Origin of the sequence: Paenibacillus sp. FSL R7-277 (assembly GCF_000517965.1) — a bacterium.
GTDB lineage: Bacteria > Bacillota > Bacilli > Paenibacillales > Paenibacillaceae > Paenibacillus_AQ > Paenibacillus_AQ silagei.
In genome coordinates this window covers 82,400-94,992 of sequence record NZ_ASPX01000002.1, presented here as the reverse complement: position 1 = coordinate 94,992, position 12,593 = coordinate 82,400, and the positions used below count along the sequence as shown (strand labels likewise).

Genomic DNA, 12,593 nt, shown 5'->3' with positions numbered 1-12,593 from the left:
CTGGTTATTGAAAGAGGCAGCTAGTTACCCGATACTGCCTTCCATTTCGAATTTGATCAATCTGTTCATCTCGACCGCATATTCCATCGGCAGCTCTTTGGTGAACGGCTCGATAAAGCCCATAATAATCATCTGCGTGGCATCAGCTTCGGAGAGACCGCGGCTCATGAGGTAGAATAGCTGCTCCTCAGATACCTTGGAGACCGTCGCTTCGTGCTCAAGCACAATGTTATCGTTCATGATCTCATTGTAAGGAATCGTGTCCGAGGTGGACTCGTTATCCAGAATGAGCGTATCGCATTTGATATTGGATTTCGCGCCTTCTGCCTTGCGGCCGAAGGAAGCGAGTCCACGGTAAGTGACCTTGCCGCCGTGCTTGCTGATCGACTTGGATACGATGGTTGAGGTGGTATCCGGTGCCAAGTGGATCATTTTGGCGCCTGCATCCTGATGCTGATTCTTGCCCGCTACCGCGATGGACAATACAGAACCCTTGGCTCCACGGCCTTTAAGAACAACCGCAGGATATTTCATAGTCAGCTTGGAGCCGATGTTGCCATCTACCCATTCCATCGTAGCATTCTCTTCGGCAACCGCACGTTTGGTAACGAGGTTGTAGATGTTCGGTGCCCAGTTCTGAATGGTGGTATAACGGACACGGGCGTTCTTCATGCAGAGAATTTCAACCACTGCACTATGCAGAGAGTTCGTGCTGTAGATTGGGGCAGTACAGCCTTCAACGTAATGCACGAAGCTGTCTTCGTCTGCCAGAATCAAAGTACGCTCGAATTGTCCCATATTCTCGGAGTTGATGCGGAAGTAAGCCTGCAAAGGAACTTCACACTTCACACCCTTCGGAACATAGATGAAGCTGCCTCCTGACCAAACGGCACTGTTAAGTGCGGCGAACTTGTTGTCTGCAGGCGGAATGATTGTGCCGAAGAACTTCTTGAACAGCTCAGGATGATCACGCAGTGCGGAATCCGTATCTGTGAAGATCACACCCTGATCCTCCAGGTTCTGCTGCATGCTGTGATAGACTACCTCAGATTCATACTGTGCAGAGACACCGGCAAGGAACTTCTGCTCCGCTTCCGGAATTCCCAGCTTGTCGAAGGTCTCTTTGATCTCGGAAGGTACCTCCTCCCAAGTCTTGCCCTGCTTCTCGGAAGGTCTAACATAATATTGGATATCCTCGAAATCCAGATCATCCAGATTGCCGCCCCATTTCGGCATTGGCATCTTACGGAACTGCTCCAGGGATTTCAGCCGGAATTCCAGCATCCATTCCGGCTCGTTTTTGATTGCGGAGATTTCCCGGACGATTTCTTCCGTGAGTCCTTTACCAGACTGAAATATCGACTTGTGCTCGTCACGGAATCCGTACTGGTATTCCTCCATATCAGGCGCTTTCTTAGCCATGGTGTCAGCCTCCTTGTGTGTAATATTATTTTATAAGCTTCTTTGCGTATCTATGCCTTTGCGAAGCGCGTTCCAGGCCAGAGTGGCACATTTGATCCGCGCCGGAAATTTATTAACACCGGACAGGGCTTCAATATCTTCGTAGTCACCGAAATCTGCTTCCTCACCCTTCATTAGAGAGGAGAAGCTGTCGGCCATCTCAAGCGCATGCGCTATCGATTGGCCCTTGACCGCTTCCGTCATCATCGAAGCCGACGACATGCTGATTGAACAGCCTTCGCCGCTGAAACGGGCGTCCTGGACGACGCCATCCTCCACCTTAAGCTGAAGCGTAATGCGGTCGCCGCAGGTAGGGTTATTGAGCTCAATCTTAAGTGCGTCATCTTCAAATGAGCCGCGATTCCGGGGATTTTTGTAATGATCCATAATTACGCGTCTATATAAGTCATCCAAGTTCATAGCTGAAATACTCCTTTGCCTTAAGTAAGGCTTGAACCAGCGCATCTACATCCTGTTCATTGTTGTACAGGTAGAAGCTCGCCCGGGCGGTGGAGCTGACCTCCAGCCAGCGCATGAGCGGCTGGCAGCAATGATGCCCCGCGCGGACAGCCACGCCTTCTGCATCCAGCACGGTGGCCACATCATGCGGATGAACATCACCCAGGTTGAAGGTGACTACCCCCACCTGACGGTTGCGGGGACCATAGATCGTCAGATCACTGACCTCCGACAGCCGCTGCTCCGCATATGCTGCAAGCTGCATTTCGTGGCGGTGGATCTCATCCATCCCGACCTCCTGCAGGAAATCAATCGCTGCTCCTAAGCCGACGGCACCTGCAATAATCGGTGTTCCGCCTTCGAACTTCCACGGCAGCTCCTTCCAGGTAGACTCATACAGCCCGACATCATCGATCATCTCGCCGCCGAATTCAACCGGCTCCATAGCTTCCAGCAGCGCCTTCTTGCCGTAGAGAGCACCGATACCAGTAGGTGCAAGCATCTTGTGCCCGGACAAGGCGTAGAAATCGCAATCCAGGTCCTGCACATCCACCTTCAGATGCGGTGTGCTCTGTGCACCGTCCACCACAATTACTGCACCGTTCCGGTGGGCAATCGCTGCAAGCTCTTTGATAGGATGAGTAACGCCCATGACATTGGATACATACGCAATGGCTACGATCTTGGTCCGGGCAGTAATCGTCTGCTCGGCATCCTCCAGCGTGATCGTACCGTCCTTTTGCAGCGGCAGGAATTTCAGGGTAGCCCCGGTGTTCTTGGCCAGCTGCTGCCAGGGAATGAAATTGCTGTGATGCTCCATCTGGGTAATCACGATCTCATCCCCTTCCTTCAGGACGGAAGGACCGTAAGAGGAAGCTACAATATTGAGCGCGGTCGTTGTCCCGCGTGTGAAGATAATTTCCTTCACACTGCGGGCATTAATGAAGTTCTTCAGCTTCTCGCGGGCACCTTCATACGCATCGGTTGCCCGGCTCCCCAGGGTATGCACCCCGCGGTGTACGTTGGCATTATCCCATTCGTAGTAAGACTTGACCGCCTCAATGACCTGGCGCGGCTTCTGTGAAGTGGCCGCACTGTCCAGGTAGACCAACGGATGGCCGTTGATCTTCTGGTTCAGGATGGGAAATTGCTCCCGGATCTGACTGCTAATCATTGGCCTAACTTCCTTTCCACAAGAGATTGGAGCTGATTGCGCAGTCCCTCCAGTGGAATTTGCGATACAACAGGTGCAAGGAAGCCGTATATGATCAGTGTTTCTGCGTCATGCCGCGATAATCCCCGGGACATCAGGTAATAGACTTGCTCGTAATTGACCTGTCCTACGGAAGCGGCATGGCCTGCGGTTACATCATCTTCATCTATAAGGAGGATCGGGTTGGCGTCTCCGCGCGCTTTGGGGCTTAGCATCAAAACTTTCTCTGTCTGCTGTCCGTCAGCTCTGGTAGCACCCTTCTCAATCTTCGTAATTCCGTTAATAATCGAGGTTGCTGAATCCCGCATAACAGCACGCGTGATCATGTCACTTGGTGTATTTCTGCCGAAGTGCTGGGCTTGTGTAGTATAGCTCAGCTTCTGCGAACCGGAGCCTACAGCAATGACCTTCGCATCTGAGCTTGAGCCGTTGCCTTTAAGCACCGATTTGGTATCGCTGGCTGTATCTCCATAGTTCATCTCACCGATGATCCATTCAATGGTGCCGTCATTCTCCACAACGGCGCGGCGGTACGTCACATCCGTTGTATCCTGCCCCAGCTGATGTACGGTAGCGTATCTCACAGTGGCACCTGCACCTACGAATACTTCAACGGCTCCGTTATGCAGACCCGCTTCAGTCTTATCGGATACGTAGTTATCCACGTAGGTCAACGAACTGTTAGTATCGGCAACAATCAGAATATGCGGTACAAAGGCAGCTTCAGCGTCATCCGTGAGCAGAACCGCCTGCAGCGGAGTCTCGATGACAACATTCTTCGGAACATAGAGGAATACCCCGCCGTTCCATAGTGCTGCATGCAGTGCGGCGATGGAGTGCTCTTCCGGCAATACTGCCTTATGCAGATAACGCTGAACAAGGTCTCCATGCTCTCTGACTGCAGTCTGCAAATCGGTGAAAATAACACCTTGCGCAGCCAGCTCCGGAGCCAGGCGGGCATATACAGCCCCTGAATTCCGTTGAATAATCAGGCTGCCTTCCTCTTGTCCTTCAATCAGCCCGGCAATAGAAGCCGGTGCATCTTGAAGTGCCGCCAGCGCCTGGCTTGGCTTGTATTCCCCGTAGTTGTTGATATTCCAGCGGTCAATCCGTGTCTTCTCCAGCTTCGGCAGGTCAAGCCCTGCGGCAAGCTCCAGAGCCTTCAAACGGCTGTCCTTCAGCCAGCCCGGTTCGCCGCTGCTCTGCGATTGTGCGCCGAGCTGCTGTGCATCCACGGGAAGAATGGTTTGCGTCGTCATAAGTGATTTCCTCCTTCCAGCGTTTCTAAGCTTCTTGTCCTACAGTTTCGTCTTCAATGCCGAGCTCTTCCTTGATCCATTCGTAACCTTCTGCTTCCAGTTTCTGTGCCAGCTCAGGACCGCCGGATTTCACAATCCGTCCCTGCATCATGACATGCACATAGTCAGGTTTGATATAATTAAGCAACCGCTGATAGTGGGTAATAACAAGGAATCCGCGTTCCGGGCTGCGCATGGAGTTCACGCCATCAGCAACAATTTTGAGTGCGTCAATATCAAGGCCGGAGTCAATTTCGTCAAGAATGACGATCTTAGGGTCCAGCATCATCATTTGCAGAATCTCGTTACGCTTCTTCTCCCCGCCGGAGAAGCCTTCATTCAGATAACGGTGCAGGAATTCAGGGTTCATATCCAGTTCTTTCATCTTGGCTTCCATCTGGCGGATGAAGCGGATCAGTGAGATCTCACTGCCCTCTTCACGGCGCGAGTTAATCGCACTGCGCAGGAAGTCGGAGTTCGTCACTCCGCTGATTTCACTTGGATATTGCATCCCGAGGAACAACCCGGCGCGGGCGCGCTCATCCACTGCCATCTCCAGCAGATCTTCACCTTCGAGCAAGGCCGTACCTTCTGTAACCACATACTTGGGATGACCCATCAGAGCTGAGGCCAGCGTACTTTTACCAGTACCATTCGGTCCCATCACGGCGTGAATTTCTCCGCCCTTCATCTGAAGGTTAATCCCCTTCAGAATTTCTTTTCCTTCAATCGTCGCTTTCAGTCCCTCAATGACAAATTCTGCTGCCATAATTATTATTCCCTCCATTGATCGATTTGCGAAATCAGAAAGTTGTATTGTCACAGGTTAACCCTGATTACAAGCAATTAGATTTTATATCACATTATAATTATTATAAAGTGAATCAGGATGATTATCAATGATTCTCACTAATTTTATTACATCGGCCCTTTTTTATCAAATTAATTAATGGTTATCTTCACTGCGGGAATAGGAAAAACGGAATTTGAATACCGCTTATGTTCCCCCGCTTCAAGTACTGCGACGATCCGTTCCAGCGGACGAAGCCCGAAGGACTCACACTGCTTCCGGTCATAGACCCATTCCGGAATCCTGCGGCGCAACTGCCACCCTTCAGACCGGGCCAGCAGTTGAAAATTCTGTATCAGGCTGCACACCGCGGCATAATCCTCGTCCTGCTTGTGCGGGTCCGTCTCTTCTCTGGCTACGGCCAGCAGAAACGGCGGTGAAGGTGCCTCTTCAGAGAACTGCAGTTTGCCTGATGCCTCTGTCTTATCACCCGTCACATAGATGAACCGCCAAGGCTCCCGCATGCCGTCATTCGGTGCCCAGACCGCCTCGTTCAGCAGCCTAAGGACATTGTACGCGGAGAAAGGAGCGGCATCCTCAAGCTGGCGGCTGTCTTCCCCGATAATTGTCCATTTCCGTTCTGCCGGTGTTCTTTTTCGTCCTCGCGGCGCTTTGTCGAAGGAGCCGATTTCCAGTATCCCCGCAAACCGCTCTCCTTCACGCCAGCCGATGAGCTTATAGAACGATTCGCTCAGAATCAAGGGATCTGTGTACCACAGCATCCCCAGCCCCTGTTCCCAGCCCAGAAGCTGAACCGTTTGCATGATGCTGCAGACCGCCGCGTAATTCTCATCCCGCTCCCGCTCCGTGCCGGCGGACTCGGCGATGAAGATTACATGAGCGGGAGTACCCGTGATTTGTCTTCTTAAAAGATCTGTCATGCGGGCAGGAAGGAGCTTCCCGAGCCGGCCGCCCGTCACCTTCGCCATCATGGATTCAGCCAGCTCTTCACGGGACTCGGGAGTGCCGAAGTAAAGACAGCGCCAGTGCGGCGTATCTTCGGACTCGTATAAGCCAGCCGCCTCTTTTACCAAGGAAATAATCCGTTCTTGTTCAACCGGTGCAGCGCTGAATCTCCGTATGGTCCGCCGTTCCCTAACCGTTGTGGACACATCCTTCATCTTCATCCCCCCCAAAATATCGTTTGGCATTCAATAATTCATATTGTTTACCAGTTAACTATATTTTGAAAGAAATACGATGTCAATCTATATTATTAAATTTAATATCAGCAATTTATTATAAATAACTCGTCTGAATATTTAGTTTACACGTTAATAATTTTAAGTTAGAATAAAGGTACTTTGCAGAAAGGAGATGCTAAGCCCTATGCATTCCTCTGAAGGACTTAAGCGGCTGCTGTATGACCGTTTTCTCCACCTCTCCCATTTAGTTGAAGAGACTTTCGTAACCGAAATGGATGTATTTACGGATCTCACACGGAAGTACGGGATTACTCTCACTTCAACCAGCTTGACCAGTATTCATGTCATCGACTGCATTGGCAATAACGAGCCTGTCAACAGCACTACCATCGCGGAGAGCTTGAAATTGTCCAAGGCGAGCATCACTAAGATCAGCACCAAGCTTCTCCAGGATGGCTGCATTAAGCGGAGCCGGATGAATGACAACAAGAAAGAAATCTACTTCAGCCTTACTCCTAAAGGCAGACAGCTCTTTGAACTCCACGCCCGGATGCACAAGAACCTGGAGGAGAAATTCATTGAGAAAATGGGTGAATTCTCGGAACCGGAGCTGCAGGCTTCACTGAAATTCATTCAAATGATGATTGATGAGAATAGAATGCTCCCCCTGAATCTTAGTGAATTCGAGTAGAAAGGGCTACGCTGCCCTTTTAAAGGGGATCATGCGAAGCACATGAATCCTTATATTTTGAAAAATAAATAAAGCCTCCCTTCAGGGGAGACTTTATTCCTATATTCAAATCATTGTGCTATTTATCCCGCAATCAGCCCAGGAAAGCGCGCAGCATCCACTGGTTCTTCTCCAGATCCGTGCGGATCTTGATGAACAGGTCTGCCGTCGGCTGGTCGCTGATTTCTTCCGCCAGCTCGATGCCCTCTGTCAGTTCTTCCGCTACTGTAGCGAAATCTTCGATCAGCGCCTGAACCATACCGCGGGCATCTTCTTTGCCTGTGGCTTCCTGAATGGTAGCCAGTTCCAGATATTCTTTCATAGTTGCTGCAGGGCTGCCTTTGATGCTCAGCAAGCGCTCAGCTACCTCGTCCATTTTGAGTGTAATATCATCGTACAGCTCTTCGAACTTCACATGCAGGGCGAAGAACTGCTCCCCCTTCACATACCAGTGATAGTTATGCACTTTCACATACAATACGTTCAGGTTGGCAACCTGACGGTTCAGTACCTGTTCCAATGAAGCGGTGTTCACTTTGTTTGATGCTTTAGCCATGAGATGATCCCTTCCTTATCCATTAAATTTAGCCGGCTGCTTGTCCATTGTCCGGCCTTGCAGTTGTCTATTCTCCATTTACCCTTTTGCTTGGAGGGCGAAACAAGCCTGGCCCCGGACAAGCCCTCTTCCCCGCCGCTGGCTGCATGCTTGTGTCTTCACCCGTAGGATGAACCAAGCAAGCGCCGGTTATGCTAATTGATGCGGTTCAAGACAGAATAAAGTCAGCCAAGGGGCCGGGAAGCTCCTTGGCTGACTACACATTGCTATGTGCCTTACATCATTAGCAGCAGGGCCTCTGCACCGGACATGCCCGGAACGATTCCCAGCTTATCTGCTTCTATAGTTACGGACTCCAGCGGCGCGGCCAGCAGCTGTTGAAGCGTGCGCACCCCGACAGCCCTTGCCGCAATAATCTTCCGGTCGCTCAGCACCTCGTTCAGCAGTCCTATGTCCAGCGCCCCGCACATAATATATCCCTTGTCTGTGCTGATGCTGAGCAGCGTCGTTTTGGGCAGCCTCACCTCAACCCCCACCAGGACATGATCGCCCACCTGCATGGGCTCTATTGTTACCATCTGCAGCACCTCCTCCTTTCACATTCACGTTGTAGGTTATGCGTACGGTTCAGGCCACGTGTGGACGATTGTCCTAGTTCATGGAGAAATCGGAGGGTCAGAAGTCCTTATTTCTATACAGGAGGGTATATAATTTCCGCTTATTTAATGGTATAGTTTATACACTAATTTAAATTAAAGAAATCGTGATTAACGATTAAGCTGGGGGATTAATGGATAAGAAACTACAACACACCGACGGCAATTATCTTTTCAATGTCGACATCCTGATTAATGCCCGCACCAACCCGCTTGCGCTGCAGTTCCTGCTTGAAATGTTGAATTCAAGCGACAAAGTCACTGATTTCAACATTAACTCCGGGCTAGAGCTTGGAAGAGCCATTGATCATCTGCTGAAGTCCGCAAAAATGGCTCTGAAGAATGACAACTTCACACCTGCTCCGGTGCCAGTGAAATTGCCGGAGAAGCCGGCAGACCCTCAGGCAGCCAAGCCTGCGGAGAAGCCCGCAGCCAAGAAGCCTGCAGCAGCTCCGGCAGAAACTCCAGCAGATGTATTCGGCAAAATCAGACAGTACATTCAGAATAACCAGCTCGTCCGGCTGCGTGCGAACCGGCATGGCAAACAGGTATCCATGCCCTGCCGTATTCTGAACTTAGACGAAACGGAGAATTCGCTGAGTGTATACCATGTAGACGAGAAGCAGGTCTACACGTTCAAGCTTAATGAAATCGATGAATTTCTGTAAGAGAAAGAAGCACCAGCTCCGGGTTCCGGGGCGGGTGCTTCTTTCTCTTACGATTATTTTGGCGGATACGCAGCTCTTGCCGCACTTATTCACTTCTTGCGCGAGAAGGCCTCCAAGGCCAGGCAAATCCAGCCCGCAATGAAGCATACGCCTCCCAGCGGAGTGATTGCTCCGAGAACCTTGACACCGGAAATACTGAGGATGTACAAGCTGCCCGAGAACAGGACAACCCCGGCAACCATCAGCCGCCCTGCCCAGCGCAGACGGACACTTTCGCCCCACTGCCCAGCGGTAAGCCCGATAAGTATCAGGGCCAGCGCATGGAACATATGATACTGGACGCCCGTCTCGTACACCTGCAGATAGTGCTCACTGATTACAGGCTTCAGGATATGCGATCCGAACGCGCCGATGGCAACAGACAGCATACCCAGCAAGGCTCCCCAGCCCACCAATCTTCGTTGCATGGATATACAGCTCCTTCCCTGAGTTGAACTTCTCCTATCTTAACAATCAGCTTCGCCTTTTGCCAGCCGCATCATTCTGTAGCTTGTATTCCTGAGGACTTGCATTTAGAGCGCTGTTATGATGAAGTGGTAGTAATAACCTATTACACCCCAAGGAGTGCAGCCAAATGGACTATCATACACCTCCCAAATCGGACACCGCCGCAACCGAGCCTGCAAGATGGGGCTCTTCTGAACAAGACATGAACCCGGATTATGTATACCAGGAGAACAAACGCGACTATAAGCACTCGGGCCCCGGTATCGCTTCGTTCGTAATAGCTCTACTTACATTGGTCTGCTATGCCATTACCTTCGTGTATGTAGGAGCGCAAGCGTCTTCTCTGATGAATGAGCATAATAAACTGATTGCCGATTCGGCAGAAACGATTATGTATTTGGGCCTGACGATGCTGATCCTGGTCGCAGTGAATATCATCGGGGCGGTTACCGGTATTATCGGCCTGACCCTGCGCAGACGGCGCAAGGTTTTTGCTATTATCGGCACCATCATCAACGCCGGCTTCCTCCTTCTGTTCATGCTTCTGCTGTCCGTTGTTCTGGTGAATGCCGGAGCATCATGATAACTCGTGTACGCAAACACAGCATATCCCTTTGAACCGGGACATGCTGTGTTTTGTTGTGGAGCCTTATATACAGAGCTGGACGCTTAGATCTCGAACTCTTCGCTTGAATCGGACAGTCCGCCGTTCTGCACGCCAGAGCTGTTGGCTACCGCAAGCACGTATACCTTATACTTGGTGCCTTTGACAATCGGATTACCGTTAATATCTCTGGCTGCAGCCGCTATAGAGAGATTGCTTCCGTTAGGGACTGCTGATCTGTAGTATGAGGATTGCACGTTAAGAGCTTCTGCAGTGCCGAAGCTCTGCTTGGAAGGGACTACGAATACCCGGTATTCGGAAATATTCGACTCACGGGCAGACTTGGTGAAGTTAACCACAAGTTTGCCGTTATCCATGCCGTAGGTCACATTTGTCACGGAGGTGACTGGAAGCTTAGCCGATAAGGTAATGGCTGCCAATCCCTCCGATAATACATTAGCTCCCTGGTAGCTGCCGTTTCTGACAGTCAATACATATACCCGGTAGCTGATTCCCGGCTTGATGGCTGCGCCGCGTACGTCCTTGGCTGAGCTATCGAGCACCTGATTGGTGCTGTCCCCGGATGTACCTGCGGTTGTATAATTCCCCGCATTATTCGCATCCGACAAGCTGAAGCTGTTGTAATAATTCATAGGCACCACCAGAATCCGGTAATGGCTGATGTAGGATTCGTCTCCGGCATGATTGAACGATACTCTCAGATCACGGCCGTCTCCATAATCGTTCACATCACTCACACTCAGATTCGATATGGCACTGAGGCCGGAGGTATTCACCAGCGTAATCGCCGGAGAAGCAGCGGATACCACATTCGAACCCGAATTGTTCCAGTTGCCTGCCGCGAGCACATACACTTTGTAGCTGGTTCCGTTCCTGATCAGGGAACCGCGAACATCTCTGCTGGAAGAATTCAGGATCTGTTCGGTATAGGTTCCTGATGTGTTTACCGCCGTATAATTCGCACTGGATACGTTATTCGCATCATTTAAGCTGAAGCTGCTGTAATAATTCACAGGCACCACCAGAATGCGGTATTGGCTAATATTGGTCTCGTCTGTGGCATGGTTGAAGGTAACCTTCAAATCCCGCCCGTCATTATAATCATTCACATCGGTCACGTTCAGGTTGGATACCCCTGCATTGGCCAGTGTAAGGGCCGTTGAAGCAGGTGACAGCACATTATTCGCAGCATTGCTGCTGTCAACCGCCAGTACGTATACCCGGTAGCTGACACCCGTCTTGATCAGCGCTCCATCTGTATCTCTGGAGCCGGAGGAGAGGTTCAGGCTGATGTTGTTCCCCGTCTTGTTGATCTGCGTGTAATTGCTGCTGGAGACCGCATTGGCTCTGCCCAGGTCAAACACTGTGGAATTGGACGCTTTGACTACGAAGATCCGGTAAGAGCTTATCTTGCTCTCATCGGCCAGCTTGTTGAAGCTGACGGAGAGATCCCGGCCATCCCCGTAATCACTGGTATCCGTTGCCTGGACGGTGCCCAGTGCCGGAACTGCCTTGTTCTGCAAAGTAATAACGGCAGCTGCACTGGAGAGGGCACTGGTATTGTTGCCTTTGCCGACTGTCACTACATATACGCTATATCCCTGATTATTCTTAATCAGGTCACCATCGATCGTTCTGGCGGCAGCGTTCAGCTTCACAACAGGATTAGCTCCTGTTACCAGAGCAACGGAGTAGTTATTGGCACCTACTGCCAGTGCAGACGACAGGTTCAGTGAAGTACCGGTCTTGGCGACAAGCACTCGGTATTGATCCACCAGCGATTCGTCAGCCGCACGGTTGAAGCTGATCTGCAGATCCCGGCCGTCTCCATAATCACTGATATCCTGGGCGGTTACTCCCGATACCGGAGCCGCATTGCCGCCTACCGGAACCGGAGTGGTGATCGTGACAATCTGCGCAGCCGGATTCCAGCCCACCTCGCGGCCGAGCGCTTCACTTACGAAGCGGGTAGGCACCATTGTGCGGCCCTTCAGATTCTGGCCCGGCACATCCAGGCTGACTGCCTTGTTGTTGATGGTTGCGATCTTGGAGCCAATCTTCAGTACAATCGTTGTATCGTTCTGGGAAGCTGTTACTGTCTGTGTCTTCTGATTCCACTTGATGTCGGCATTGAAGGCTTCAAAGATAGCCCGCAGCGGAACCATGGTCCGTCCGTTCACCATTACCGGCGGCTGGTCTGTGGACAAGGTCACTCCATCAATAATAACTCTGATGGGTTTTGCTGCTGCCTGGGCCGGAGCCTGAAACAACATCGGGAACACCAATAATCCTGCTACAATCGAAATCCATAACTTTTTCACAAGCTCACCCTCCCGGATAGGAAAACAATCTCAATTTCTATCTCTTTGACGCAAGCCGGGCGGAAAAAGTTTCTCTCTGAACCGGTTACAAAAAAATAACCTTT

General features: G+C 51.0%; 13 protein-coding genes. 3 read left to right on the top strand and 10 right to left on the bottom strand.

Going from position 1 to position 12,593, the window contains the following annotated elements; genetic code table 11:
• Nucleotides 1-24 precede the first annotated feature (24 nt).
• The 6 genes from sufB to C173_RS00880 all read right to left on the bottom strand — a co-directional run bounded on the left by sufB (nt 25) and on the right by C173_RS00880 (nt 6,402).
• The gene (sufB, locus tag C173_RS00905) at nt 25-1,422 is read right to left on the bottom strand and encodes a Fe-S cluster assembly protein SufB (protein WP_036721442.1); all 1,398 of its coding nucleotides are present in this window, start codon (nt 1,420-1,422) and stop codon (nt 25-27) included.
• Nucleotides 1,423-1,452: 30 nt separating this feature from the next.
• Nucleotides 1,453-1,881: a Fe-S cluster assembly sulfur transfer protein SufU gene (gene sufU, locus C173_RS00900; RefSeq protein ID WP_036721441.1), complete on the bottom strand. Its 429-nt coding sequence runs from the start codon at nt 1,879-1,881 to the stop codon at nt 1,453-1,455.
• A complete protein-coding gene (locus tag C173_RS00895; RefSeq protein WP_036721439.1) occupies nt 1,868-3,094 on the bottom strand; it encodes a cysteine desulfurase in 1,227 nt (408 codons plus the stop codon). Before C173_RS00895 ends, sufU begins: the two co-directional genes overlap by 14 nt.
• Nucleotides 3,091-4,392, bottom strand: coding sequence for a Fe-S cluster assembly protein SufD (gene sufD, locus C173_RS00890; protein WP_036721436.1), 1,302 nt, complete (start codon nt 4,390-4,392; stop codon nt 3,091-3,093). Before sufD ends, C173_RS00895 begins: the two co-directional genes overlap by 4 nt.
• A gap of 25 nt (nt 4,393-4,417) precedes the next feature.
• The gene (sufC, locus tag C173_RS00885) at nt 4,418-5,200 is read right to left on the bottom strand and encodes a Fe-S cluster assembly ATPase SufC (RefSeq protein ID WP_036721433.1); all 783 of its coding nucleotides are present in this window, start codon (nt 5,198-5,200) and stop codon (nt 4,418-4,420) included.
• 173 nt (nt 5,201-5,373) lie between these two features.
• Nucleotides 5,374-6,402 (bottom strand): nitroreductase family protein, encoded by a 1,029-nt coding sequence (locus C173_RS00880; protein WP_036721430.1) that lies wholly within the window; start codon nt 6,400-6,402, stop codon nt 5,374-5,376.
• Nucleotides 6,403-6,610: 208 nt separating this feature from the next.
• Here C173_RS00880 and C173_RS00875 point away from each other — a divergent pair, with 208 nt between their 5' ends.
• Complete coding sequence (locus tag C173_RS00875; protein WP_036721427.1) at nt 6,611-7,117, top strand: MarR family transcriptional regulator; 507 nt, start codon at nt 6,611-6,613, stop codon at nt 7,115-7,117.
• A gap of 133 nt (nt 7,118-7,250) precedes the next feature.
• Here C173_RS00875 and C173_RS00870 read toward each other — a convergent pair whose 3' ends face one another.
• Nucleotides 7,251-7,712: a Dps family protein gene (locus tag C173_RS00870; RefSeq protein WP_036692784.1), complete on the bottom strand. Its 462-nt coding sequence runs from the start codon at nt 7,710-7,712 to the stop codon at nt 7,251-7,253.
• A gap of 275 nt (nt 7,713-7,987) precedes the next feature.
• On the bottom strand, nt 7,988-8,290 hold the full coding sequence (locus C173_RS00865; RefSeq protein ID WP_036721424.1) for a YunC family protein: 303 nt from the start codon (nt 8,288-8,290) through the stop codon (nt 7,988-7,990).
• Nucleotides 8,291-8,502: 212 nt separating this feature from the next.
• Here C173_RS00865 and C173_RS00860 point away from each other — a divergent pair, with 212 nt between their 5' ends.
• On the top strand, nt 8,503-9,036 hold the full coding sequence (locus C173_RS00860) for a hypothetical protein (protein WP_036721422.1): 534 nt from the start codon (nt 8,503-8,505) through the stop codon (nt 9,034-9,036).
• Between the two features lie 89 nt (nt 9,037-9,125).
• Here the strand turns inward: C173_RS00860 and C173_RS00855 are convergent, their stop codons facing one another.
• Nucleotides 9,126-9,503 (bottom strand): DUF423 domain-containing protein, encoded by a 378-nt coding sequence (locus C173_RS00855; RefSeq protein WP_036721421.1) that lies wholly within the window; start codon nt 9,501-9,503, stop codon nt 9,126-9,128.
• Between the two features lie 167 nt (nt 9,504-9,670).
• On the opposite strand from C173_RS00855, the gene C173_RS00850 reads away from it, so the two are divergent.
• Nucleotides 9,671-10,126 carry a hypothetical protein gene (locus C173_RS00850; RefSeq protein ID WP_036721420.1) on the top strand — a complete coding sequence of 152 codons (456 nt, stop codon included), beginning with the start codon at nt 9,671-9,673 and terminating at the stop codon, nt 10,124-10,126.
• An 86-nt stretch (nt 10,127-10,212) separates the two neighbouring features.
• Here the strand turns inward: C173_RS00850 and C173_RS00845 are convergent, their stop codons facing one another.
• Nucleotides 10,213-12,489 (bottom strand): copper amine oxidase N-terminal domain-containing protein, encoded by a 2,277-nt coding sequence (locus C173_RS00845; RefSeq protein ID WP_051477735.1) that lies wholly within the window; start codon nt 12,487-12,489, stop codon nt 10,213-10,215.
• Between the last annotated feature and the right edge of the window lie 104 nt (nt 12,490-12,593).